General features: G+C 72.0%; 25 protein-coding genes, 3 pseudogenes and 1 riboswitch. Of the genes and pseudogenes, 15 read left to right on the plus strand and 13 right to left on the minus strand.

Annotated features, from left to right (window positions below):
- From QR78_RS31825 to QR78_RS35455, 8 genes and pseudogenes are all read left to right on the plus strand, one after another.
- A pseudogene (locus QR78_RS31825) lies at positions 1-293 on the plus strand (hypothetical protein); the annotation flags it as partial.
- Positions 294-560: 267 nt separating this feature from the next.
- Complete coding sequence (locus tag QR78_RS06430; RefSeq protein ID WP_244276353.1) at positions 561-1,103, plus strand: Tat pathway signal protein; 543 nt, start codon at positions 561-563, stop codon at positions 1,101-1,103.
- Positions 1,104-1,144: 41 nt separating this feature from the next.
- The gene (locus QR78_RS06435; protein ID WP_048426681.1) at positions 1,145-1,837 is read left to right on the plus strand and encodes a MotA/TolQ/ExbB proton channel family protein; all 693 of its coding nucleotides are present in this window, start codon (positions 1,145-1,147) and stop codon (positions 1,835-1,837) included.
- Between the two features lie 100 nt (positions 1,838-1,937).
- Positions 1,938-2,414 carry a protein TolR gene (gene tolR / locus QR78_RS06440; protein WP_048426682.1) on the plus strand — a complete coding sequence of 159 codons (477 nt, stop codon included), beginning with the start codon at positions 1,938-1,940 and terminating at the stop codon, positions 2,412-2,414.
- A gap of 4 nt (positions 2,415-2,418) precedes the next feature.
- Positions 2,419-3,417 carry an energy transducer TonB gene (locus QR78_RS36435; RefSeq protein ID WP_048426737.1) on the plus strand — a complete coding sequence of 333 codons (999 nt, stop codon included), beginning with the start codon at positions 2,419-2,421 and terminating at the stop codon, positions 3,415-3,417.
- Between the two features lie 100 nt (positions 3,418-3,517).
- Positions 3,518-4,030: a metallophosphoesterase family protein gene (locus QR78_RS06450; protein ID WP_048426683.1), complete on the plus strand. Its 513-nt coding sequence runs from the start codon at positions 3,518-3,520 to the stop codon at positions 4,028-4,030.
- Positions 4,031-4,208: 178 nt separating this feature from the next.
- Complete coding sequence (locus QR78_RS06455; RefSeq protein ID WP_048426684.1) at positions 4,209-4,529, plus strand: hypothetical protein; 321 nt, start codon at positions 4,209-4,211, stop codon at positions 4,527-4,529.
- A gap of 95 nt (positions 4,530-4,624) precedes the next feature.
- Entirely contained in the window at positions 4,625-4,768 is a 144-nt protein-coding gene (locus tag QR78_RS35455; protein ID WP_167349667.1) for a hypothetical protein, read from the plus strand.
- A 32-nt stretch (positions 4,769-4,800) separates the two neighbouring features.
- On the opposite strand, the gene QR78_RS06460 is transcribed toward QR78_RS35455, so the two are convergent.
- Positions 4,801-5,052, minus strand: coding sequence for a hypothetical protein (locus tag QR78_RS06460; protein ID WP_048426685.1), 252 nt, complete (start codon positions 5,050-5,052; stop codon positions 4,801-4,803).
- A 174-nt stretch (positions 5,053-5,226) separates the two neighbouring features.
- Here QR78_RS06460 and flaF point away from each other — a divergent pair, with 174 nt between their 5' ends.
- Positions 5,227-5,592 (plus strand): flagellar biosynthesis regulator FlaF, encoded by a 366-nt coding sequence (gene flaF / locus QR78_RS06465; RefSeq protein WP_048426686.1) that lies wholly within the window; start codon positions 5,227-5,229, stop codon positions 5,590-5,592.
- A gap of 60 nt (positions 5,593-5,652) precedes the next feature.
- Here flaF and QR78_RS06470 read toward each other — a convergent pair whose 3' ends face one another.
- From QR78_RS06470 to QR78_RS06480, 3 genes are all read right to left on the minus strand, one after another.
- Positions 5,653-5,970, minus strand: a complete 318-nt coding sequence (locus tag QR78_RS06470) for a hypothetical protein (RefSeq protein ID WP_048426687.1) — start codon at positions 5,968-5,970, stop codon at positions 5,653-5,655.
- A 169-nt stretch (positions 5,971-6,139) separates the two neighbouring features.
- The gene (locus QR78_RS06475) at positions 6,140-6,526 is read right to left on the minus strand and encodes a Rap1a/Tai family immunity protein (protein WP_048426688.1); all 387 of its coding nucleotides are present in this window, start codon (positions 6,524-6,526) and stop codon (positions 6,140-6,142) included.
- A gap of 222 nt (positions 6,527-6,748) precedes the next feature.
- Positions 6,749-7,432 carry a hypothetical protein gene (locus QR78_RS06480; RefSeq protein WP_048426689.1) on the minus strand — a complete coding sequence of 228 codons (684 nt, stop codon included), beginning with the start codon at positions 7,430-7,432 and terminating at the stop codon, positions 6,749-6,751.
- A 275-nt stretch (positions 7,433-7,707) separates the two neighbouring features.
- On the opposite strand from QR78_RS06480, the gene QR78_RS06485 reads away from it, so the two are divergent.
- Entirely contained in the window at positions 7,708-8,517 is an 810-nt protein-coding gene (locus tag QR78_RS06485) for a trypsin-like serine peptidase (RefSeq protein WP_048426690.1), read from the plus strand.
- On the opposite strand, the gene rsmD is transcribed toward QR78_RS06485, so the two are convergent.
- Positions 8,504-9,064, minus strand: coding sequence for a 16S rRNA (guanine(966)-N(2))-methyltransferase RsmD (gene rsmD, locus QR78_RS06490; protein ID WP_048426738.1), 561 nt, complete (start codon positions 9,062-9,064; stop codon positions 8,504-8,506). The two genes, QR78_RS06485 and rsmD, sit on opposite strands and share 14 nt — an antisense overlap.
- A gap of 10 nt (positions 9,065-9,074) precedes the next feature.
- Positions 9,075-11,105 (minus strand): pseudouridine synthase, encoded by a 2,031-nt coding sequence (locus QR78_RS06495; protein WP_125900994.1) that lies wholly within the window; start codon positions 11,103-11,105, stop codon positions 9,075-9,077.
- A 44-nt stretch (positions 11,106-11,149) separates the two neighbouring features.
- Between QR78_RS06495 and QR78_RS06500 the strand changes: the two genes are divergently transcribed.
- The 4 genes from QR78_RS06500 (at position 11,150) to QR78_RS06515 (ending at position 15,906) form a co-directional block, all read left to right on the plus strand.
- On the plus strand, positions 11,150-11,638 hold the full coding sequence (locus QR78_RS06500) for a nucleoside deaminase (RefSeq protein WP_048426691.1): 489 nt from the start codon (positions 11,150-11,152) through the stop codon (positions 11,636-11,638).
- An 87-nt stretch (positions 11,639-11,725) separates the two neighbouring features.
- Positions 11,726-13,060 carry an Nramp family divalent metal transporter gene (locus QR78_RS06505; RefSeq protein WP_048426692.1) on the plus strand — a complete coding sequence of 445 codons (1,335 nt, stop codon included), beginning with the start codon at positions 11,726-11,728 and terminating at the stop codon, positions 13,058-13,060.
- 152 nt (positions 13,061-13,212) lie between these two features.
- A complete protein-coding gene (locus QR78_RS06510) occupies positions 13,213-14,058 on the plus strand; it encodes a transglutaminase-like domain-containing protein (protein ID WP_048426693.1) in 846 nt (281 codons plus the stop codon).
- A 192-nt stretch (positions 14,059-14,250) separates the two neighbouring features.
- On the plus strand, positions 14,251-15,906 hold the full coding sequence (locus tag QR78_RS06515; RefSeq protein WP_048426694.1) for a DEAD/DEAH box helicase: 1,656 nt from the start codon (positions 14,251-14,253) through the stop codon (positions 15,904-15,906).
- Between the two features lie 4 nt (positions 15,907-15,910).
- Here the strand turns inward: QR78_RS06515 and QR78_RS06520 are convergent, their stop codons facing one another.
- From QR78_RS06520 to thiC, 7 genes and pseudogenes are all read right to left on the minus strand, one after another.
- Positions 15,911-16,246, minus strand: coding sequence for an Hpt domain-containing protein (locus QR78_RS06520; RefSeq protein ID WP_048426695.1), 336 nt, complete (start codon positions 16,244-16,246; stop codon positions 15,911-15,913).
- Positions 16,247-16,401: 155 nt separating this feature from the next.
- A complete protein-coding gene (locus tag QR78_RS06525) occupies positions 16,402-16,851 on the minus strand; it encodes a hypothetical protein (protein WP_053220818.1) in 450 nt (149 codons plus the stop codon).
- 386 nt (positions 16,852-17,237) lie between these two features.
- Complete coding sequence (locus QR78_RS06530) at positions 17,238-18,269, minus strand: sensor histidine kinase (RefSeq protein WP_244276354.1); 1,032 nt, start codon at positions 18,267-18,269, stop codon at positions 17,238-17,240.
- A gap of 2 nt (positions 18,270-18,271) precedes the next feature.
- Positions 18,272-18,685, minus strand: coding sequence for a response regulator (locus tag QR78_RS06535; RefSeq protein ID WP_048426740.1), 414 nt, complete (start codon positions 18,683-18,685; stop codon positions 18,272-18,274).
- A 206-nt stretch (positions 18,686-18,891) separates the two neighbouring features.
- Positions 18,892-20,028: pseudogene (locus QR78_RS36650) on the minus strand (sensor histidine kinase); the annotation flags it as partial.
- 45 nt (positions 20,029-20,073) lie between these two features.
- A pseudogene (locus QR78_RS36655) lies at positions 20,074-21,618 on the minus strand (GAF domain-containing protein); the annotation flags it as partial.
- A 69-nt stretch (positions 21,619-21,687) separates the two neighbouring features.
- A complete protein-coding gene (thiC, locus tag QR78_RS06545; RefSeq protein WP_048426697.1) occupies positions 21,688-23,568 on the minus strand; it encodes a phosphomethylpyrimidine synthase ThiC in 1,881 nt (626 codons plus the stop codon).
- Between the two features lie 58 nt (positions 23,569-23,626).
- Positions 23,627-23,738: riboswitch (TPP riboswitch) on the minus strand.
- 166 nt (positions 23,739-23,904) lie between these two features.
- Here thiC and QR78_RS06550 point away from each other — a divergent pair.
- Positions 23,905-24,279, plus strand: a complete 375-nt coding sequence (locus tag QR78_RS06550; RefSeq protein ID WP_048426698.1) for an HNH endonuclease family protein — start codon at positions 23,905-23,907, stop codon at positions 24,277-24,279.
- The last annotated feature ends 90 nt before the right edge of the window (positions 24,280-24,369 follow it).

Genomic DNA, 24,369 nt, shown 5'->3' on the forward strand with positions numbered 1-24,369 from the left:
CCCTGCGCGACGCCGCGGTGGTGCTCGACACCTACAAGCACCCGAAGGTCTGCGCCCAGGTCCTGGCGGTCCTGCGCGGGTTGATCGCCGATCCCGAGCGGGCGATCGACCAGGGCGGCGACACCGACGAGGAGAAGGCCGAGGCCGTCGAGCAGGCCCGCAAGCCGAAGGTCCAGGAGAGCAGGGATTTCGAGGGCAAGGGTTCCGACAGCAAGACTTCCGAGGGCAAGCCGGCGGAGAGCAAGGCGCCGGCCAAGTCGCCGGATGCCGCCCCGGAGACCACGAAGAAGTAGAGGTTCGGGCGGCAACGAAATTGCCGAATCTTCCCTAGCCCGTGTAACAGATTGGAATTCCTCTGAGTTTCGCCGGCGGCCTTGATCCGGCCCGGTCCCCTCGCTAGTTCGTCTCTGCCGGCGGTCCGGGGCTTGCCCGGGCCGGAACCGGCCTTGTCCGACGAACAGGAGCGGGAGCCGCAAACGGCGTCGCGCCGTCGCCCGCCAGGGACGACGGTCCGCGCGTGGACGGCCCGTTCGCGTTCGCCGTCCAGAGGAGTTCGAGACGTGCTCACGCAAGGGTTGCCGCGGCGCCGGGGTCGGATCCCCGGCCTGGCCTTCCGCCTCGTCCCGTCGCTGGTGCTGCTCGCCGCCGCGGCTCAGCCCGCTGCCGCGACCGGGACCCAGGCGACCGAGGCCCAGGCGACCGGGGCCCAGGCGACCGTGACGCAAGCGGCCGCGACCCCGGCCGGCGCGGGCGCACCTTTGCGCGTCGAGCTGAACAAGCTCGAGACCGCGGGCGACACCTGCAAGGCGGTGATGATCGTCGAGAACGGCAAGGGCGGCGCGATCAAGTCGCTGCGCCTCGACCTCTACGCCTTCGACACCGACGGCGTGGTGCAGAAGCGCAGCATGGTCGAACTCGGCCCGGTGCCGGCTCGCAAGACGGCGCTCCGCCAGTTCGAGATCGCTCCCACCCCCTGCGCCCAGGTCGGCCGCGTGCTGCTCAACGACGTGGCGGCCTGCGAGGGGCACGACCTGACCCGCGAATCCTGCCTCGAGCGCATCGAGCCGTCCTCCGCCAAGGGCGCCGCGCCGTTCGTGCGCTGACCGCCGCTTCCCCCACATCCCTGCTCCCGGAGACCGCCGAGATGGATCCGACCACCGCGCCCGCCGCGACTGCCGGCCACGACTTCTCCTTCCTCGGCCTCTTCCTGCAGGCCGATCCGATCGTGAAGGGGGTGATGATCCTCCTGGTCCTGGCCTCCCTGGTCTCCTGGACGATCATCATCGAGAAGGTGGTCCGCATCGCCGGGGCCCGCCGCCAGGCCAAGGCCTTCGGCCGCCTCGTCGCCAGCGGCGGCATGCCGGAGGCGCGCTCGGGCATCTCCGCCCGGGTGGTGGCCGCCGCCCAGGAGGCCTGGCGCGACCAGGACGCGAGCGAGACCCGGGCCGAGCGGCGCGAGCGCATCGAGCGCGCCATGCGGGCCGCCCTCACCCTCGACCTGAAGCGGCTCCAGATCGGCCTGCCGTTCCTGGCCAGCGCCGGCTCGGCGGCGCCGTTCATCGGCCTGTTCGGCACGGTCTGGGGCATCATGAACTCGTTCTCGTCGATCGCGAAGAGCCAGGACACCAGCCTCGCCGTGGTGGCACCGGGCATCGCGGAGGCGCTGTTCGCCACCGCGATCGGCCTCGTCGTCGCGATCCCCGCGGTGCTTGCCTACAACAAGTTCTCGACCGATCTCGCCAAGGTGCAGGGGTCGTTCGTGGCCGGGATCCAGACCCTGGGCAACCGGCTGGCCCGCGACCGCACCCACCACGCCCGCAGCGCCGCCGCCGAGTAGGCGCGCAGCACGCGAAATCCGCGCGGGGTCCTGCCCCGCGCCCGTCGAGTTCACGACTTCGCCTGTCCTCAAGCGGCAGGCTCCGGGAGAGGCCCGCCAGATGGGTATGGGACCTGTGCAGGGCGGCGCCGGCGACGAGGATGGCTTCGACGCCGCGCCGATGTCCGAGATCAACGTCACCCCGATGGTCGACGTGATGCTGGTGCTCCTGATCATCTTCATGGTCGCCGCACCGCTCATGACCGTCGGCGTGCCGGTGCAGCTGCCGAAGACCGCCGCCGCCAAGAGCGCCGAATCGAAGAAGCCCGTCGTCGTCTCGGTCGACAAGGACGGCCAGGCCTTCCTCGCCAAGGAGCCGCTGCCGGCCGACACGGCGCTCGCGCGCCTCAAGCAGGCGGCGGCCGAGGATCCGGGCCAGACCGTGCTGGTGCGCGGCGACAAGGACGTGCCCTACGGCAAGGTGATGGAGGTCATGGGCCTCGTCGGCCAGGCCGGCTTCGCCAAGGTCTCCCTGATCGCCAACGCGCCCTCGGGTGCACCCGCTGCGTCTGCCCCTGCCCCGGCGGCCCCGCGCTGATTCGATGAGCCAGACCGTGACGACCGACGCGCCCGAGCCGCGCGAGCCGGGAACGGGGCTCGGCCTCGCCTTCCTGGTGGCGCTCGCCCTCCATGCCGGCGGCCTGTTCGCCCTCACCTACTGGCGTGCCGCCCCGACCCCGCCGGGCGAGAACGAGATCACCATCGATCTCGCGCCCGATCTCGCGGCGGTCGACGTGCCGAACGAGTCGAAGGACAGCGAGGCCACGCCGACGCCGACCGACGTGACCGCGCCGACCACGACGCCGACGGCCGAGCCGCCCTCCGACACCGTGCCGGTGGAGACGCCGCCGCCGCCCGAGACCAAGGTCGAGGAGACGCCGCAGGAGACGCCGGTCGAGCAGGTTCCGGCCGAGACGGTGCCGATGGAGAAGCCGCCCGAACCCGTGACCGAGGCGGTGCAGGAGCCCGAGGAGCAGGTCGTCACCTCGACCGCCCAGGACGCACCCGCGACCGTCGTGGCCCGCCCGGTGACCGAACCCAAGCCCGAGCCCAAGCCGGTCCCGAAGCCCGTGGCCAAGCCCAAGCCCGTCGAGCGGCCGAAGCCGGTCGAGAGGCCCAAGCCCGTCGAGGCGAGGAAGCCGCCGCCGAAGCCCACGCGCGACGTCAAGCGCGAGGCCGAGCAGGCCGCCGAGCGCCGCCTGGAAGCCGCCCGTCAGCGCCGGGCCGCGGCCTCCGCCTCGCGGATGAACGACGGCGGCTCCTCGGCGGCGGCGAGCGCCAACGCCGCCCGGATGTGGGGCGCGATGGTGCGCGGGGCGATCCAGGGCCGCGTCCGCAGCGTCGGGGCGAGCGGTACCGCAACGGTCCGGTTCACCGTGTCCCGGTCCGGCCGGGTGCTCGGCGCCTCGCTCGCCGGCAGCAGCGGCAACGGCAGTATCGACGCCGCGGCCGTAGCGGCGGCCTCCGGCAGCCTGCCGCCGGCACCGCCCGAGTTCACCGGCGCGCAGCAGAGCTTCACCCTGCCGGTGCGATTCAACTGAGGCCGACGACCCGGAACCCGGCGCGCGGCCGGAACCGGGCCGCCAGCCGGGCATTCCGGTCGGCGGCCCGGCTCCCGCCGGGCGCCCGACCGGACGGCGCATGACGACCTACTTCACTAGCGACACCCATTTCGGCGACCCCCGGGTGCTGCGCATCGATCGCCGGCCCTTCCCCGACCTCGCGACCCACGACGCCGTCCTCATCGAGAACTGGAACGCCGTGGTGGAGCCGGGCGACACGGTGTGGCACCTCGGCGACTTCGCCCTCGGCCCGCCGCCGGAGCGGGTATGCGCCCTGCTCGCCGCCCTGAACGGGCACAAGCACCTGATCGTCGGCAATAACGACGGGCCGGCGACGCTCGCCGCGCCGGGCTGGCTCAGCACGGCCCACTACGCCGAGATCGATGTCGACGGGCAGCACCTCGTCCTGTGCCACTACGCGTTCAGGACCTGGAACCGCATGGGCCGTGGGGTCGTGAACCTGCACGGCCATTCCCACGGCAAGCTCACGCCGGCGACCCGGCAATACGATGTCGGCGTCGACGCCCGGGAGTTCCGCCCGGTCACCCTGGAGACGATCCGCGCGACCCGCCGGCGGCGCAAGACCGCCTGAGTCGGCCCGCCATGCGAGCCCCTGCGCAGCGTACTGCCGAGCATCCGGGCAGTTTTGCGGGGAACCTCGCGGCTGCCCCCGACGTTCCTCGGTCACAATAAGCAAGCTTGGCATCGGCCTTCATCCTTGAGGCGGATCGCCGCAGCTTCGGACCCCGAATCAGTACGCGAGTTCAACGATGACCTTCACGCGTCGTCTCCCGCTCGGCTGGCCCGTCGCCGCCGTCCTGCTCCTCGCCGCCGGACCTGCCCTGGCGCAGCCGGTCTGCATCGGTGCCCAGCGCAAGATCGACGAAGCCGGTGCCCTCCGCTTCCAGGCCCGCCAGGATGCCCGCATCGGCGACCGCGACCGGGTCTGCGACAACCTCGGCGATGCCGAGGACCGCTACGAGGATGCCCGCGACAAGCTCGACGATTGCGGCCTGAACGTCGCCTCGGTCGACCTCAAGAGCGCCCTGCGCTCGGTGCGGCAGGAGAAGCGTTTCTTCCGCTGCGACTGACCGTGTGCCGTAGCGCACACCGTTTCATCGAAGCTTAACCCATTCCTCTTGCCGGGCGGTGCCGTGAGTCGGCGCGCCAGATCGGATCTTTCGCCATGACCAGCGCCAGCCACGCCTCGACCGAGTCCCGCCTCGCGACCCCGACCACCGGCGCCCATTCCTTCACGGCGGCGCTCTGCGGCTTCCTCGGCTCGACGGCGGCCACCACCGTCGTGATGCTGCTGCTGAGCAGCGTCTGATCATCGGTTTTCCGTCGGGTGTGCGCCGGGCCTCAAGGCGCCACCGACCAGAAGCGGCGCCGGGCAAACAGCATGTCCGGCTGACCGACCTGCGGGCTTGCCGCCTGCACCTGCACCGGCGGCGCCGGCGGGCAGACGGGGTCCGGGCGCTTCGTCTGGACCATGACCGGCTCGGGCCGGACCATCCCCATCCTCACCTGGACGTCCGGGTTACGCAGGGCCGCGACCGTCGCGACGGCGGCCATCAATGCGCCCGCGACGGCGCCGAGGAGAAAGTTCAGCATAGTGGCCGGTCCTTGCGCCGACATCGTAGCGGTTTGAGGGCGATCCTGCCTCTCCGTCCCGCCTGTCCGGGCTGGTGGGAACGCCGCAACGTCGGTTCTTTCACAACTCAAGCTTAACAAATCGATGGCAGACCTGCCGCCGGGCCATCGCTGGCCCGCCGGAGACGCAAGACGATGAGCTACGCGGCGAACGCCTACGCGCGCACGTCCCAGGTGGCGCTGACACCCCGCGAGGCGGAGGCCGCGATCCTGATCAAGGCCGCGGTCGGCATGCAGGCCGTCCAGGACAACTGGGGTGCGCACCTCATGACACTGGACGACGCGCTCGGCTACAACCGCAAGGTCTGGACGCTTCTCGCCACATCCGCGACCGAAGCGGATTCGCCCCTGCCGCAGGAACTCAAGGTCTCCATGGCCCAGCTCGGCGCCTTCGTGTTCACCCGCACGCTCGACGTGCTGGTCGATCCGAGCGCCGACAAGCTGACGGCGCTGATCGAAATCAACCGCAATCTCGCCAACGGCCTGCGCGGCAACGCCTGAAGGTCCTGCCCGCGCGGAAAATCCCCGTCCCGGCGGGACGGGGATGAGACTCGTGACCCTCTATGTCCGTTGCCGATCGAGCGCACTGTCCTCGCCCGAGACGGTCGTCATCGGGGCCTCGGCGCCGCTGGTGTTCTGCTCTCCACGATCGGGCAGGGTCTGGTCGAAGTTGCGCCGATTGCCGGCGTGGTCGTGGTACTGCTCGGTCTGGACGTGCTTGCCGTCGAGCCCGCGCGCCGTGCCGTGCTGGGACTTGTCGCGGTTGCTGAGGACCATGTTCTCCTCGAGGATGCCCTCGGGCAGCTCGGTCATCGCCCCGGTGCCGGAGCCCTTGCCCTGCGCCCCGGGCCCCATGCTGTGCCTGTCCGCCTTGGCCATGCTCATCCTCCGGTCGGTGGGAGAGAGGCGTGGATGCATCCGCGCCTTCCGTACCGGGTAAGAGTATGGAGAGACCGGACGGCAGCAAGCGCAGCCGTTGCAAATATTCCCGGGAACCTTTTTTGGGACAAGGCGATAGCCGCGCCGGTCGTGATGATCCCGTCGGCCGTCAGTCCTTGCGGCACGGAAACGCATCGCGCAGGGCGAGCAGCGCCAGGACCCCGGCCGGCTCGCGCAGGACCGGCGGATGGGCGGTCCCGTAGGCGACGACCGCGCGAACGAGCTGAAGGCGATTGCCGTCCGGCGGCAGGCAGGCACCGAGGATCGGCGGCTGGTTGGCGATCTCGGCCACGCCGGCGAGATCCTGGACGGCCCCCATGAACGACCAGCAGCCGACGGTCTCCGGATCCTGGCGGAACTCGACCTGATCGCCGCGGGTCTTGGCGCTGCGCAGCAGGACCTTGCACTGGGCCACCAGCACGGTGCCCTCGGCGGCCTGGGCGGTCCCCATGACAGGTCCGAACACGGCGAGCGCCCCGAGCAGGGCGAGGGTCATCGGCGGGTGCAGTCGCGCCCGGCGTCGCAGGTTCTCGTTGGAGGACCGCGCGCGGCACGCAAACCTGCTCAGGATCGACATGGGAACTCGACTCGGTACGACGGGCCGCCTGCCTGCGACCCGCCGCATTCTAGCAAGCGCCGCACCGCCTCGCCCGGCCTACGGCAGAGCCAGCCACACCCTCGTTGCCGCAGGGCGTGTACGGCCGGGAGGTCGCGCCGGTCAGCGCGCCGGATAGACCACGCGGGTCAGCGTCGCCTCGGCGCGGGTGACCGCCTCCGTCGCCGGGCCGGCCTTCTGGTAGCGTGCCATCAGCCGCCGGGCGGCGTCGGCCGGCAATGCCCCGATCGGCGCGGTCATCGCCAGCAGCTCCTTGCGGGTCTTGCTCGCCACCACGCCGGGACGGTTCACGTCCTGGAAGTCGCTCATCTTGTGCCGGTCGGTGCCGGAATCGCCGTGGAACACCCGCGGCCCTTCCGGCATGATGACGATGTCGCCGGACCGCAGGGTCGGGTCGCGCATGAGCGCGGTGCGGGCATCGAGATCCTTGAGCGGCGACACCGCGATGGCCAGGGGCTTGGTATCGGCCTTCTCGGGCTTCACCTCGGCCTTGGGCAGCGCGACGTAGCGGGTGCGGCCGCGCAGGGCCTTGGCCTGGACCGCAAGGCGATTGCGCCGGCTCACACGCTGGCGGATCGGCGCGTCGTAGGGCTGGACCACCGAGGGCTGGGCCACGGGCGCCGGAGCGTAGGCCGGCGGCGGGTTGAAGATCTGGCGCAGGAAGTCGAGGCCGTCCCCATCGGCCGCCCGGGCTCCCGCCTGAGAAGCGATCAGGAGGCATCCCGACGTGACGGTGAGGAGAATGGCGCGCAACCGGGCAGCCGGCATGGTCTGGGGCAGCGGCATCGGGCCTCTCCAGTGGGGACGTCGGTGGGGTTTGGAAGATCTGTACTGGTACGCGGCCGATTAACCTCGACGGCGCCCCGACAGTTCCGGGCTTCGTAACGAAGATGAACGATTTATGAGTACGCGGTCGCGGAGCCGTCCCGATCCGACCAGGGCCGGACGGCGGCGGCCCGGCAGAGGTCAGGGCGGCATGCTCGCGATCGGGCTCCTCTGCCCTCGTCTTCGCGATACCTTGTCGATCACGGCCGGCCGGGCCGCAGAACACGGAACGATCGATGACGTTGCGGAATTCGATGGGATCGGGACGGTGGGCCGCCGTCGCGATCGGGATCGCGCTCCAGGGGCAGGCCCCGTCCCCCGACCGGCGCGTGCCGCTCGAGCCGACCACCTGGCCGTTCACGGCGATCGGCCGGGTCAACGTGGTGCAGGGGCCGGCCCATCGCAGCCACTGCACCGGGACCCTCGTCGGGCCGCGCCACGTCCTGACCGCCGCCCATTGCCTGTTCGATGCCCGGATCGACGGCTGGGTGAAGCCGCACCAGGTCCATTTCGTCGCCGGCCAGGCCCGGGACGCGAATGCCGGCACCGCCGAGATCGAGGCGATCCGGCTCGCCCCGGGCATCGATTGGCGGGCGGCGGCACGGCCCTCCGGCGGCGGCATCGCACCCGGAATGGTCGGACGGGACTGGGCGATCCTCACCCTGCGCCAGCCTCTTCCCGGCCGGCCAGTCCCCTGGCGGGTGCTGCCGGGGTCCGAATTGCCGGGCAGCCGGCCCGGCGCCGTGGTGGTGCTGGCCGGCTACGCCGCCGACCGGCCCTACCTGCCGGTGATCGATCGCGGCTGCAGCGCCCGGATCGACGCACCCTCGGCCGGCCTGCTCAGCGATTCCTGCGAGTCGATGTCGGGGGAATCCGGGGCGCCGGTCCTGCTGCTGGAGGCCAGCGGCACTGCCGCGCTCGTCGGCATCCACACCGCGGTGACGAACGGCGAGCGGGTCGGCCGGGCCTACCGGGCGGCGAGGGGCGTCGGCGTCGCGGCGTCGAGCTTCGCCCCCGCCCTTGAGGAAATGGTCAAGCCGCGCTGAAGCGCCAGAACGCCACTTGCGTCTCGCCGTAGGTTCGGCGCTCGATCTCGATGAAGCCGTCCGGCGCGGCGAGCGCGGCGGAGGCCGCCTCCTCCACCACGGCCAGTGCGCCGGGGACGAGCCAGCCGCCCTCCGCGGCCGCGCTCAGCGCCTTGGGGGCGAGGTCGCGTCCGTAGGGCGGGTCGCAGAAGACGAGCCCGAACGGCGCACCGGGGGGCGCCGCGCCGAGGCGCGTGGCGTCGCGGCGAAACAGGCGCGTCGTGCCGCCGAGCCCGAGGGCGTCGAGATTCGACCGGATCACGCCGCGGGCTTCCGCCCCGTCGTCGACGAGAAGCGCGAAGGCGGCGCCGCGCGAGATCGCCTCGCAGGACAGCGCGCCCGTCCCCGCGAACAGGTCGAGGACGCGGGCGCCCTCGACCGGGTCGTCGTAGGCGTGCGCCAGGACGTTGAACATCGCCTCGCGCAGCCGATCCGAGGTCGGCCGGATCGCATCGCTGCGCGGCCCGGCGAGAGCCCGGCCCCGCAAGGATCCTCCGACGATCCGCATCGTCTCGGACTCAGGCGCCGCGCGGCGGACGGCCACCGCCGCCACCGGGACGGCCGCCGCGCCCACCGGGCTTGCCCCCGCCCGCGCCGCCCGAGCGGAACCCGCCGCCCGGCTTGCCGAAGGACTTCCCGCCCGGCCGGCCGCCGCCGGGACCGCCCTCGCTCTTGCCGCCGAACGACTTCGCCCCGAACGACTTGGTACCGAACGACTTGCCGCCCCCGGGCTTGCCGGCGAAGGGCTTGCCGCCGAACGACTTGCCCCCCGGCTTGTCGCCGAAGGACTTGCCGCCGAAGGACTTCCCACCGAACGAACGGCCTTCCCCGCCACCGGCACGGCCCTCGAACGAACGACCACCGCCGCCCGATCGCCCTTCGCCCGAACGGCCCTCTCCTCTGCCGCCGAAGCCGCGGTTCTCACCGCCGGACCGCCCCTCGAACGAGCGGCCGCCGCCGGGGCCGCGACCCTCGCCGCCGAAGGAACGACCCTCGCCACCCGAGCGCCCGTCGCTTCTACCGCCGAAGCCGCGATTCCCGCCGCCGAAGGAGCGACCCTCGCCGCCGGACCGGCCCTCGAACGAGCGGCCTTCGCCGCCACGGCCGCCGAAGCTCTTGTTCCCCCCGAAGCCGCGGCCCTCGCCGCCCTCGGGGCGTCCGCCGGACCGGCCGAAGCCGCGGCCGCGCCCGCCCTCGTCGCCGAGACCGGCCTTGGCGCCGCCCCGCGGCGCGCCGCCGTCCCGGTCCCGGCGCATCGGACGGTCGTCGCCGCCCGGAGCCCGGCTCGACGCACCGTCGCGGTCGTCGCTGCGGAAACGGGTGCGGCGATGCGGGGTCGCCTCCTCCTGCGGCTGGGCCACCAGACGCTCGACCAGCACGCGGCGGTCGCCCGACGCGATGGCACCGACGCGCTTGCGCGGGGCGTCCGCCATGGCGGCCCGGATCTCCTGCGGGCTGTCGCCGCGCCGGTGCACCCGGCCGCGGTTCGGCAGGTCGCCGGCGGCCTCGGCCTCGGAATCGCGCCACACCGTGCGCAACGGGGCGCGCCGCGCCGCAGGCGCCGCCGGCGGCTTGCCGAATTGCGGCCGGGCCGGGTCGCGCCCGCGGGGGGCGCTCTCCTGCGCCGCCTTGCGGGCGGCGGCCTTGGGCGAGCCGAACGGCGCGATCGGCTCGCGCACCGGGCTGGTGAAGTCGACCCCGGCCTGCTCGGCCAGCGAGTTGCCGAGCTGGTCCTTGAGAACGCGGGTGCGGATCTCGTCGACGAGGCCGACCTCGAGCTCGCCGAGCTGGAACGGCCCGAAGGAGAGCCGGATCAGCCGGTTCACCGAGAGGCCGAGATGCTCGAGGATGCGCTTGACCTCGCGGTTCTTGCCCTCGCGCAGGCCGAGCGTCAGCCAGACGTTGTCGCCCTGCGCCCGGTCGATCGTCGCCTCGACCGGGCCGTATTCCATCCCGTCGATGGTGACGCCCTTGCGCAGCCCGTCGAGCATCGCCTGGTCGACGTCGCCGAAGGCGCGCACGCGGTAGCGGCGCAGCCAGCCGGTCTCCGGATGGGCGATGACCTTGGCGAGCCCGCCGTCGTTGGTGAGGAGCAGGAGCCCCTCGGTGTTGATGTCGAGGCGGCCGACCGCCACCACCCGGGGCATGTCCTCGGGCAGCACGTCGAACACCGTCTGGCGCCCCTCGGGGTCGCGGGCGGTGGTGACGACGCCCCGCGGCTTGTGGAACAGCCACAGCCGGGTGCGCTCGCGGGTCGGCAGCGGCTCGCCGTCGATGGTGATGCGGTCGCTCGGGGTCACGTTCACGGCCGGCGAGTCGAGGCGCTGGCCGTTCAGGGTCACGCGGCCTTCCGCGATCATCGCCTCGGCGTCGCGGCGCGAGGCGATGCCCGCCCGGGCGATCGCCTTGGCGATGCGCTCCGGCTCGGGCTCCGCCTGCGGGGCCGCCTTCCTGCTCGAAGCTTGCTCGCCGGTGGAGCCCGCGGATGCCTCGTCCCGTCCGCGACGCCGCTGCGGCGCCCCGGTCTCGTCGTCGTTGATGTCGCTCATGCGGGCCTGATACCAGACGGGGTTTGTTCAGGCGAGTGGAACCGATGCGCGATTTTGCAAGGGGTGACCTGATTGCAAGCGGGGCTCCGCATCGGGACCCCCTCGGCCTCGCCTTCGACGCCGCCCGGGCGGCGGCGGCGCGCGGCGAGGTCCCGGTCGGCGCCGTCGTGGTGCGCGACGGAGCCGTGCTGGCGGTCGCCGGCAACCGCCCCCGGGCCGACCGGGATCCGACGGCGCATGCCGAGATCCTGGCGATCCGCGCCGCCTGCGCGGCGATCGGCGACGAGCGCCTGACCGGCTGCGACCTCTACGTCACCCTCGAACCCTGCGCGATGTGCGCCGGCGCCATCAGCTTCGCGCGCATTCGCCGGCTCTACTTCGCCGCCGCCGACCCGAAGGGCGGCGCCGTCGAGAACGGCCCGCGCTTCTTCAACCAGCCGACCTGCCACCATGCGCCGGAGGTCTATGGCGGCTTGCGCGAGAGCGAGGCCGCGGCGCTCCTGCGCGACTTCTTTCGCGACCGGCGGTCCTGAACCCCTCGAATTCAGCCTTCTCAAATCAATATAGCAATGGCTATATGAGCCGGGCCCGAGCGGGGCCGGGACGAGGAGCACGGGCGGATGCGGGACGGACGAGCGTGGCGCGCCGGTGACGGGGTGGCGGAGCCGAGCCTCGGGGCGATGAACGCGAGCGTGCCGGTGCTCGCCACCGGCTCCTGGTTCCGGCGCCTCCTCGCCTTCCTGGGGCCCGGCTACATGGTCTCGGTCGGCTACATGGATCCGGGCAACTGGGCCACCGACATCGCGGGAGGCTCGCAGTTCGGCTACACCCTGCTCGCCGTCATCCTGCTGTCGAACCTGATGGCGGTGGTGCTCCAGGCGCTGGCGGCCCGGCTCGGCATCGCCACCGGGCGCGACCTGGCGCAGGCTTGCCGCGACGCCTATTCGCGCCCGGTCGGCATCGCGCTCTGGCTCGCCTGCGAGGCGGCGATCATCGCCTGCGACCTCGCCGAGGTGATCGGCACCGCCATCGCCCTCAAGCTCCTGTTCGGCCTGCCGCTGCTCGCCGGTGCGCTGCTGACCGGCCTCGACGTGCTGCTGATCCTGCTCCTGATGCGCCGGGGCTTCCGGGCGCTCGAAGCCTTCGTGATCGCGCTCCTGACGATCATCTTCGCCTGCTTCGCGGTGCAGATCGCCATGGCGGCGCCGCCGATCCGCGACGTACTCGGCGGGTTCGTGCCCTCGGCGACGATCGTCACCGATCCGGCGGCGCTCTACCTCGCCATCGGCATCATCGGCGCCACCGTGATGCCCCACAATCTCTACCTCCACTCCTCGATCGTGCAGACCCGGGCCTATCCGCGCGACGAGGCCGGCCGGCGCAGCGCGATCCGCTTCGCGACCATCGACTCGACCATCGCGCTCACGCTGGCGCTCTTCGTCAACGCCGCGATCCTGATCATGGCGGCCAAGGTCTTCCACGGCGCCGGGCAGACCGGCGTGCAGGAGATCGAGGAGGCGCACGCCCTGCTCTCGCCGCTTCTCGGCATCGGCCTCGCCTCGACCCTGTTCGCGCTGGCCCTCCTCGCCTCCGGCCTCAACTCGACGGTCACCGCCACGCTGGCCGGCCAGATCGTCATGGAGGGTTTTTTAAGGCTGCGCCTGCCCGACTGGGCGCGCCGCCTCGTCACCCGCGGCATCGCCATCGTGCCGGTCGTGGTGGTGACGGGCCTCTACGGCGAGGCCGGCACCGCCCGGCTCCTGGTGCTGAGCCAGGTCGTGCTGTCGATGCAGCTGCCCTTCGCGGTGATCCCCCTGGTCCGCTTCGTCTCGGATCGCTCCAAGATGGGCGTGTTCGTCATCCCGTCTTGGCTGACGATCCTGTCCTGGCTCATCGCCGCGGTGATCGTCGGCCTCAATCTGAAGCTCCTGATCGACACGATCCTGGGCACCTGACGCGGATGTCGGGAAGCAGACGCAGGGGCCGGAGGTGTGGCGCCTGCACAACATTTGGGCGCAACCGGTGGTTCGGGTCGGGCCAAAACTCGGAACAACCGGGCCCGTACCGACTTTAAGCTCCACGTTTTTCGACTGACGTGGACGCCACGATGAAGATCCGCACCGGCTACTCGATCGCCTTCGACACGCCCGGCCCGACCCCGATGGTCCTGATGCTCACCGTGCATCCCGACCGGGCCGGCGACCTGATCACGCCCGACACCATGACCATCGACCCGCCGGTCCCCGCCCACACCTTCGTGGATTCGTTCGGCAACGTCTGCACCCGCCTCACCGCGCCGGGCGGCCGCATCACGGTCTCGGCGGATTGCCTCGTGCAGGATAGCGGCCTCGTCGACGACTACGCGCCCGACGCCGTGCAGCACCCGGTCCAGGACCTGCCCGACGACGTGCTGCCGTTCCTGCTCGCCAGCCGCTACTGCGACACCGACAAGCTGTCGAACACCGCCTGGCAGCTCTTTGGCCAGACCCCGGAAGGCTGGGCCCGGGTGCAAGCGATCGTCGACTACGTCCACAACCACATCCGGTTCGACTACCAGCGTGCCGATTCGACCCGCTCCGCGCTGGACGGGTACAACCAGCGCGAGGGCGTGTGCCGCGACTTCGCGCACCTCGCCGTCACCTTCTGCCGCTGCATGAACATTCCGGCGCGCTACTGCACCGGCTATCTCGGCGATATCGGCGTGCCGGCGGTGCCCGATCCGATGGATTTCTCGGCATGGTTCGAGGTCTATCTCGGCGGCCGCTGGTACACGTTCGACGCCCGCCACAACCGCCCGCGGATCGGCCGGATCGTGATCGCCCGCGGCCGCGACGCCACCGACGTGGCGATCTCGACGAGCTTCGGCCCGGCCCGCCTCGCCAAGTTCGAGGTCCATACCGACGAGGTGATGGAGGCGACGCCGCAGGCGGAGTGGCTGCAGGCCGCCGAGTAGAGCGCAGGACACAGGCGGCACCGCCTCGTCGAGCGACGCGCCGAAGTACGGGCCCTCGTTCTCCACCGGAGGGGGGGCCCGTGCGACGATCGCCCGTTTCGCGATTCGTCCGCGAGGCGGCGTCGCGCGTCCTACCCTTTACCCGCGCTGTCAAGCCTGGATGATCGCACGGTCTCCGGCTATGGCGGCGCGATGCTGCTTCGTCCCTACCAGCGCGCGAGCCTCGACGCGCTCCAGGCCGACTGGGCGCGCGGCGGCCGCAACGGGCTCATCGTGCTGCCGACCGGGGCCGGGAAGAGTCTCGTCATCGCCACCCTGGTGCGGGAGACGATGGCCCGCGACCCCGCCGCCCGCATTGCCGTCGTCACCCATACGCGCGAGCTGATCGCCCAGAACCACGCCGAGCTCCTGGGGTTGTGGCCCGAGGCGCCGGCCGGCATCGTCTCGGCCGGGCTCGGCCGGCGCGAGGAGACGAAGCCGATCCTCTTCTGCGGCATCCAGTCGGTGTGGAACCGGGTCGAGGCGACGGGCGGCTTCGACCTCGTGGTGGTGGACGAAGCCCACCTGATCCCCCGCGACGCCGAGACCCGCTACGGCCGCTTCCTCGAAGCGGTGCGGGCGCGCTCGCCCGACATGCGCCTCGTCGGGCTCACCGCCACCCCCTACCGCCTCGACAGCGGCCGCCTCGACGAGGGCCAGGGCCGGGTCTTCGACCGCATCGTCTACGAGGCCCAGGTCGGCGACCTGATCCGCGAGGGCTACCTCGCGCTCCTCGTCTCGAAGGCGACCGCGACGATCCTCGACGTCAGCGGCGTGCCGCTGCGGGCCGGCGACTACGTGCCGGGTGCCCTGGAGGCCGCGGTGAACCGCGACGTCATCACCAAGGCGGCGGTGGCCGAGATGGCGACCTACGGCGCCGACCGGAAGGCCTGGCTCGCCTTCTGCGCCGGGGTGAAGCACGCCGACGCGGTGCGCGACGCGATACGGGCGGAGGGTTTTTCCTGCGAATCGATCTCGGGCGAGACCGGCAAGCGCGAGCGCGACCGCATCGTGCGCGAGTTCCGGGCCGGGCGCATCCGCTGCCTCACCTCGGTGGGCGTGCTGGCGACGGGTTTCAACGTGCCGGAGGTCGACCTCATCGCGCTACTGCGCCCGACCCAGAGCACCGGCCTCTACGTGCAGCAGGTCGGCCGGGGCCTGCGCCGCGCGACGGGCAAGACCGACGCCCTCGTCCTCGACTATGCCGGCCTCGTGCGCCGGCACGGGCCGATCGACGTGCTGACGGCGAATGCCGTGGCGCGGGCCCGCCTCCTCGGCGAGACCGGCGCGCCCCGGGCCAAGCCCTGCCCCGGCTGCGGCGCCCTCATCGCGCTCAACGCCAGCACCTGCGAGGCCTGCTGGGTCGAGCCCGAGGCGGAGGACGAGGCCGATCTGCCGCACGAGGCGGTGGCCGACGACGAGACCGCGGTCCTCTCCGCCGGCACCGTCGCGGTGGTGCGCGAGGCCCATGCCCGCTGGTGGCCGGTCGCCGGCTGGCGGTTCGGCCGCGAGGCGCGGATGCGCGGCCCCGACGTGCTGACCGTGGCGCTGGAGGGCGACGAGGACGCGATGACCGTGCGCCTCGATCTCGAGGCGACGGGCTTCGCCCGCGAGAAGGCGGTGCAGTGGTGGCGGCGCCTCGGCGGCGAGATGCCCCCGCCCCTCGACATCGACGAGGCGCTGGACCGCTGCGACGAGCTCGCCCGCCCCGAGGCGGTGCGGGTGGTGCCGACCGGGCGGCTGTCCGAGAACGTGGATTACCGCCTGGCCGGCGGCGCGACCTGGACCGACACGCGCCGCGTCGCGTAACGCCTCACCCCGCCGCGATCAGCCGGGCGGTCTCGGCCTCGGCGACGGCCTTCTCGGCGGCGACTTGCCTCGCGAGATCCCGGATCTCTTCGAGGTCGCCGGCATGACACGCCGCTTCGAGGGCGGCGCAGAGGCGCGACAGCCGCACGAACCCGATCAGCCCCGAGGAGGCGATCACGCCGTGCGCGGCCGCGCCCAGGGCCACTGGGTCCCCCGTCACCGACCAGTCCCCGAGTTGCTGCCGGAAGCGCCCGAGCAGCACCGGCAGCGCGTCGTCGCCCACCGCCTGGCGCAGATCGGCATAGGTCGCGGCGTCGAGGGAGGGGGGCGTCGTCGTCATGGCGTCCGGCTCCGGTGCTGGTCGGCTTCGCGCCCATCCCGGGGGACGCCGCGAAGGCTCTCGGAGCACGATCGTAGAGGATATGGCGCGGTCGCGATGCTCGGCCATCAGGCCGATCCCATCATCCTCGGGGAAGCCTCGGGCGAGGCGCGAGATCAGGCGGTGCGCGCCACGGTGGTGCCGATCTCGGCCTTGCCGGCGGCCTCCACCTCCCGGGCGTAGGTCCGCGCCCGCAGGAACGCCTCGGACGGAAGCTGCTCGATGACCGCGCCGTCCCGGCCGACGATCTGGAAGACCATCTGCTGGGTGTCGAGATCGCGCCGGAAGCGGGCGGTGAGCGCGGTCGGTTCGGGTTCGGCGGACGCCGGGGCGTCCTTCGCTGCCACGCTGTCTTTCGCCGCCGTGCCGTCGTCCGGCGTCGCGGTCGTCGCGGTCGTCGAGGTCTTGGCCGCCGACGTCTTCGCGCCCGGGCTCAGATCGAGGGTCACCGGCGGGTCGAGGGGCGGATCGGCGGCGTCCCGGCGGGGACGCTCGGCATTGATCCGCATCGCCGGCTCGACGGCGGCCAGCGGAAACGTCGCGGAGAGGGTACTGGTCTCGATCACGGCGCCATCCTTTCAGCCGTCCTTTCCCGTCGAGGAAACGGCCGAGACCCCTACCTGGATGTTAACGCCGGACGGACAATGAAAGACTATCTTAAGGAGCGATTGACGCGCGTTAAGCAATTTTATCGATTTGGATGTGGCAAAGAACAGATTTTTCTTGCCGCAGGGGAATATATCATCTTCATTTGCGGCGCAATCCCGCCGGCGGGCGGACGGTCCGGCGATGACGGCCGCGGACGCTGCGCGAACCGGCGGAATCGTCGGATCGACGGCGCGATGGATCTTGCGATGTCCGGAAAATCCCTTGCGGACATCGTATCTCCGGCCCGCACGGCGCTCGCTCGACGCCGGTTCCCGCATCGCGAAGCGACCGATCGGAAACCGTGTCAGAGGGCGATGTCGATGCTCGCCGCGGTGCCGCGCTCGGCCTGGCCGTACTCGATGTGGGCGCGCAGGTTCGACGCCATGGCGCGCACGATGCGCGAGCCGAGACCGGTCCCCCGCGGCGTGCCGGCTCCCTGCCAGCCGACGCCGTCATCCGCCACCGTGAGGCGCAGGGTATCGCCGTCGCGGCGCGCCGTGATGCGGATCTCGCCGGTGACGCCCTCCGGATAGGCGTACTTGTAGGCGTTGGTCACGAGCTCGGTGACGATCACCCCGAGCGACACCGCCTTGTCGGTCGCGACCTCGACCGGGGCGGCGTCGAGCAGGATGCGGTGGCTTTGGCCGGTGGCGTTCATCGCCCCGTCGAGATCCTCGACCAGGGTCGCCAGATAGGCATCGACCGCCACCACCCGCACGTCGTCGGAGGTGTAGAGCCGCCGGTGGATGCCGGCGATCGCCGTGATGCGGGTCTGGGTCTCCTCGAGCGCGGCGCGCGCCGAGGCGTCGGTGACCGCGTTGGCCTGCATCCGCACGAGCGCCGCCACCAGGGCGAGGCTGTTCGCGACCCGGTGGTTGACCTCGCGCAGGAGCAGTTCGGCCCGGTCGCGCGCCTCGCGCACCTCGGCCTCGGCCCGCTCCTTCTCGCGCCGGGTGCGGTCCTGGAGCACGGCGGTCGCCACGGCCTCGGCGAGCAATTCGCGGAAGTGGCCCTGGAGGTCCTTCCAGACGTAGTCGACGGCCCCGGCCTTGAGCGCGGCGACGGCGACGCGGCTGTCCTCGGACCCGGTGACGTAGATGACCGGCGGGGCGTCGGCCAGCGCCCGGATGCGCGGCAGGATGTCGAGGCCGGTCTCCATCGGCATGTGGTGGTCGAGGGCGACGACGTCGAAGCGCTCCGCCGCGATGCGGGCGAGCCCCGTCTCCCCGTCGGCCGCGTGCTCCACCGTGCAGCCCCGGGCGCCGAGCGTGCGGCTCACCAGCCGCGCCAGTCCGGGATCGTCGTCGATGTAGAGCAGGCGGACCGGTTCGCTCACGGTCACGCGCTCTCCGGGACCTGCATCACCGAGAAGAACAGCCCGAGCTGGCGGATCGCGTTGGCGAAGCCCTCGTAGTTCACCGGCTTGGTGATGTAGACGTTGCAGCCGAGGTCGTAGCAGCGCTGGATCTCGCGCTGGTCGTCGGTGGTGGTCAGGATCACCACGGGCGAGCGCTTGAGATGCGGGTTCGACTTGACCTTCTGCAGGATGTCGATCCCGGTCATGTCCGGCAGGTTGAGGTCGAGCAGGATCAGGAGCGGCCGGCCGGCATTGATCTCGCCGCTGCCGTCCGGCCCGAACAGGGCGGCGAGCGCGGAGGTGCCGTCCCGGAACGACTCGATGACGTTGTTCACGCCGGCGCGGCGGATGTTCCGCTCGATCAGCCGGGCATGGCCCTCGTCGTCCTCGATCATCACGATGTGTACGGCCGGCACCTGACGTCTCCCCGCGGCATGGTCCCGGCCAGGCCGGCATTCTCTCGTCCGTTCCCGCCGATCGCGGACGGGGCGGGAGCCGGGCTCCCGCAAGTCTCTCTAGACTACATTCCGGCGCTTGCGCACGGGGCCGGCACCGAAAACATCGCGATCGCGTTAACGCCGCCCGGCCGCGCAACCCAGGGTCAGCTCTGCCGCAGCGGCAGCGTGACCGTGAAGGTTGTGCCCACCCCGACCTGCGAGGCGAGGTCGATCCGTCCGCCGAGCGCCCGCACCAGGGTGCGGACATGGGCGAGCCCGATCCCCTCCCCGGGCCGGTCCTGGGCGCCGGAGCGGCGGAAGAGCTCGAACACCCGGCCGTGGTCGCGGGCGTCGATGCCGCGGCCGTTGTCGGCGACCTGGAACACCGCGAGCCCGTCCGACACCGCACCCGTCACGGCGATCCGCCCGGGCCGGTTCCGGTCGAGGTACTTGATCGCGTTGTCGATCAGGTTGCCGAAGATCTGCTCCACGGCGACCCGGTCGGCGACGAGGCCGGGAAGGTCGCCGATCGTGATCGCGGCCCCCGCCGTCTCGGCCTGGTGGCGCTGCGCGTCGGCGAGCCCCTGGACCAGGGCGGTCATCGCCAGCGGCTCGGGCTGGAAGTTGCGCCGTCCCTCCCGCGACAGCTTCAGGATGGCGTTGATCAGGCCGTCCATCTTGGTGATCGCCGCCTTGATGAAGCTCACCGATTCGACGAGGTCGGCGTCGATCCGCGAGGCCTCCGGCCGGCCGGCCAGGGCGGCCCGGATGTCGTCCTGGCTCGCCTCGATCTCGCTCGTGAAGCCCATGATGTTCACGAGCGGCGCCCGGAGGTCGTGGCTGACGATGTAGGCGTAGCGCTGGATCTCCTCGTTCGATTCGCGCAAAGCCGCCTCCGCCGCGCGCTGCTCGGTGATGTCGGAATGCACCCCGACCCATTCGCGGATCGTCCCGTCGGGATCGAGCACCGGCACCGCCTGGATGGCGTAGGTGCGAAACACCCCGTCATGGCGCCGCACCCGGTGCTCGTGGGTGTAGCGCCGGCGCCCGGCGACGGCCTGGTTCCAGGTCTCGACGCTGGCGGCCCGGTCGTCGGGATGCACCGCCTCGGCCCAGCCGTAGCCGGCATACTCGTCCGGCGTCTGGCCGGTCAGCGCGGCCCAGGCCGGCTGGTCGTTGGTCATCCGGCCGTCGGGGCCGTTGGTCCACAGGACGCCCCGCACCGCCTGGACGGCGGCCTCGAAGCGGTCCTGCCCGCGGCGCACCGAGGCGAACAGGCGGGCATTGTCCATCGCCACCGCGGCCTGTCCGGCCAGGCCCTCGACCAGGGCCGCCTCGCGGGTGCCGAAGCGATGCGACTCGGGGTGGCCGAACAGCAGCGCGCCCAGGGTGGCGCCGGTGCCCGACACCACCGGCACCGCCAGGTAGCTGCGCACCGGCAGGTGTCCCTTCGGCATGCCGCCGTGGCTGCCGTAGCGCGGATCGGTGGTCACGTCCTCGCTCAGGACCACGCCGCCGGCCGCGAAGGTCTGGCTGAACAGGGTCGTCACCCGCGGCAGGCCGAAGCGGGTGAAGGCCTCGCGGGGGCCGCCGGTGAGGCTGAGGAGCTGCCAGTGCTCCGGCCCGTCCGGGCCCTCCGGCACCCGCTCGAACAGGGCGCCGTAGGCCGCGCCGGTCAGGTGGGTGGCGGCCTCCACCACCGCGTCGCCGAGGCGCTGCCGGTCGAGCTCGCTCGCCAGCGCCGTGCCGAGCCGGTTCAGCACTTCGAGGCGCTGCGTCTCGGAGCGGAGCGCCGCGGCGGCGCTCTCGCGCTCGCTCGCCCGCTCGCGCTGGCGCTGGGCCGCCTCGGCGATCTCGGCGCTCACCGCCGCCACTTCCGCCGGCACCCCGGCGAGCACCGGGGCCGGCCGGCCGCGGCCGAGCGCCACCGCCTGGTCGCGCAGGGCCTGGAGCGGCGCCGCGATGCCGCGGGCGAAGGCCAGCGCCAGGACGGCCGCGATGGCGGCCAGCATGATCCCGAGCCCGGCGAACCACACGAGCGAGGCCCGGACGGGTGCGGCCAGCGCCTCCTCGGGCACCCCGACGGCGATGCGCCAATCGGGCACGCCCGCCCGCGCATAGGCGATGAAGAACGGCTGGCCCTCCAGCGAGGTGCCGCGCCAGGTCCCTTCCGGGCCGGTGGCGAGGCGCAGGTCGTCGGGGGCCTTGGTGCCGGTGAAGCGCTCCGGCGCGCGGGTGCGGGTGAGCACCCGGTCGTCGCGGTCGACGACGCTCATCACCCAGTCCTTCGGCACCCCGCCGGAGGCGAGCACGTCGCGGATCCGGTCCGTCGGCAGGGAGAAGGACAAGAGGTAGAGAACCGCCTCACCGCCCCGGCGCATCACCGGCACCGTCACCCGGAAGCGCCCGTCGACCACGCCCGACACCGCCGGCCGTCCGGCCAGGGCCGCGGCATCGGCGGCATCGAGGCGCTCCGGCATCGGCTCGGCGCCGATGTCGATCAGCCGCCGGCCATCGGGATCGCGCAGGGTCGCCGAGAGGCCGCTGCGGCGGAAGAGTTCCTGCAACTGCTCGCGGAAGGCCGTCACGTCGCCGCGCTGGAGCGCGTTCGACAGGGTCAGGGCCTCCAGGGTGGCGGTCAGGCTCGCGACCTCGCGGTCGACCGCCGCCGCCTCCATCCGGGCCCGCCCCAGCGCCTCCGCCTCGAGGCGGGCGCGGGCAGCGCCCGCGAATTGCCACAGGACCACGCCGCCGAAGATCAGGATCGGCACCGCCAGGCCGAGGGCGAAGACGACGAGGCGGCGCACGATCGAGCCGGGGCGCGATCGCGCACGAGCCGGCCGGGCCGGGTCCGGCGGAGCCTTCGGGGCCTGCATCAGCATTCGTGACATCCTCGCGCGGCACGCCGGCGACCGGATCGGTTCCGCGCGCCCGACCGGTCGGGCGCGCGGAGGACGCGCTCATCCGGCGTCGACGTAGAGTCTCCCGCCCTCGCCCAGGAATTCCGCCGATTTTTGGGCCATGCCGGCCGCGCGGGCCGTTTCGTCGAGCGGTGTGGCCTCGCCGACCACGGCGCTCGCCGCCTCCATCGCCAGCACGTCGGCGCGCAGGTCCTGGGTGATCTTCATCGAGCAGAATTTCGGGCCGCACATCGAGCAGAAATGCGCGACCTTGTGGGCGTCCTTCGGCAGGGTCTCGTCGTGGTAGGCCCGGGCGGTATCGGGATCGAGCGAGAGGTTGAACTGGTCCTCCCAGCGGAAGTCGAACCGGGCCCGGGACAGGGCGTCGTCCCGCACCTGCGCCGCCGGGTGGCCCTTGGCGAGATCGGCGGCGTGCGCGGCGATCTTGTAGGTGATGACGCCGGTCTTCACGTCGTCGCGGTTCGGCAGGCCGAGATGCTCCTTCGGGGTCACGTAGCAGAGCATCGCGGTACCGAACCAGCCGATCATCGCCGCGCCGATGCCCGAGGTGATGTGGTCGTAGCCCGGCGCCACGTCGGTGGTGAGCGGGCCCAGCGTGTAGAACGGCGCCTCGCCGCACTCGGCGAGCTGCTTGTCCATATTGACCTTGATCTTGTGCATCGGCACGTGGCCGGGACCCTCGATCATCACCTGGCAGCCCTTGGCCTGTGCGATCTTGGTGAGTTCGCCGAGCGTCTCGAGTTCCGCGAACTGCGCGGCGTCGTTGGCGTCCGCGATCGATCCCGGCCGCAACCCGTCGCCCAGCGAGAACGACACGTCGTACTCGCGGCAGATGTCGCAGATCTCCTCGAAGCGCTCGTAGAGGAACGATTCCCGGTGCCCGGCGAGGCACCAGCGCGCCATGATCGAGCCGCCGCGCGAGACGATGCCGGTGACACGCCGGGCCGTCAGCGGGACGTGGGCGAGGCGCACGCCGGCATGGATGGTGAAGTAGTCCACCCCCTGCTCGGCCTGCTCGATGAGGGTGTCCTTGAACACCTCCCAGTCGAGCTTGAGCGGATCGCCGCCGACCTTCTCCAGCGCCTGGTAGATCGGCACGGTGCCGATCGGCACCGGGGCGTTGCGCAGGATCCAGCCGCGGATGTTGTGGATGTTGCGCCCCGTCGAGAGGTCCATCACCGTGTCGGCGCCCCAGCGGATCGCCCACACCATCTTCTCGACCTCCTCGGCGGCCGAGGAGGTCACGGCCGAGTTGCCGATATTGGCGTTGATCTTGACGAGGAAGTTGCGGCCGATCGCCATCGGCTCGAGTTCGGTGTGGTTGATGTTGGCCGGGATGATCGCCCGGCCCCGCGCCACCTCCTCGCGCACGAAGTCGGGGGTGATGAAGGGCGGGATCGCGGCCCCGAAACTCTCGCCATCGGCGAGTTTGCCCTCGGCCTGCGCCAGCATCGCCTCGCGGCACAGGTTCTCCCGATGGGCGACGTAGATCATCTCCTCGGTGACGATCCCGGCCCGGGCGAATTCGAGCTGCGTCACCCTCTGGCCGGCCTCTCCCCGCCGGACCGTGCGGGGAGCCGGGCACGGCGCCACCAGCCGATCCTCGGGCACGAAGCCGTTATCCTCCGGCTTTACCGCCCGGGGGGCGACGGCCCCGTAGCCGCGGGCGGCGAGCCAGCCGGCGCGGATCTCTGGCAGCCCGGCGGACAGGTCGATGCGCGCGTCCGTCTCGGTATAGGGGCCCGAGGGATCGTAGACCCGCACCGGGGCCTCGCCCGGATCCGTCAGGGCGATCTCGCGGTAGGGCACCCGCAGGTCGGGCCGGTCCTTGGGCGCGGCATAGGCCTTCACCGAGCCGGTGACCGGCCCCGTGGTGACGATCTTCGGACGATCTTTCGGGGGGAGGATGGGTGCGTTCATGGATCTCTCCGGGCGAGGAGATCCGGCCTCGGGGCGCGAGGACGCACGGGTCACGTCGGTCATGGCAGGTTCCCGTCCCTCCGCCGGTACGAACCGGATCAGGTTCAAGGGTCAGGACGCGCGCTCGTCCAATCTCAGCCCCTGCCGGCGGGGCTCCCCTCGGTAACCCCATCACTGTCCGGCGGCGGGGGAGGTTTGTCAATCGCGGCTCCGGGGGCGATCCCGAGTCACGCTGCGGCATCCGGGCCCCCGCGACATCGCCCGCACGGCCTTGAACCCCGGCCGCCCGGCGACCCAGATACGCAGGAGTTTTCCCCGCCCTTGCAGGAGCTGGCCTTGGGACGCCGAGAGCGGCGCTGGCGCGACGACGACCCCTCGACCCATGGCTCGGGGACCCGCCCGGCGGTGATCTGCCCGCTCTGCGAGCGGCCGATCCCGCCCGGCGCCCGCCAGAGCCGGCACCACCTGACGCCGAAGCTGAAGGGCGGCACCCACGGCGAGACCGTGCAGCTGCACCAGATCTGCCACTCGGCGATCCATGCCCGGCACAGCGAGGCGGAGCTGGCGCGGCGCCTCAACGACGTCGAGAGCCTGCGGGCCGAGCCCGAGATCGCCCGCTTCCTCACCTGGGTGCGGACCAAGCCCGACGATTTCCACGCCGCGACGCGGATGACCCGGATGCGGCGCGAGACGAAGCGGAGCGTCCGGTAGCCGGCAACCCTCGGGCGGTAAGGTGAATCGCCTCTTGCCCGGTTCGCTGCAATTTACGGGACCGGGCCCGATTCGATCTTTACGTCTCCC

The organism is Methylobacterium indicum, from assembly GCF_001043895.1.
In the GTDB taxonomy this organism is placed as follows: Bacteria; Pseudomonadota; Alphaproteobacteria; order Rhizobiales; family Beijerinckiaceae; genus Methylobacterium; species Methylobacterium indicum.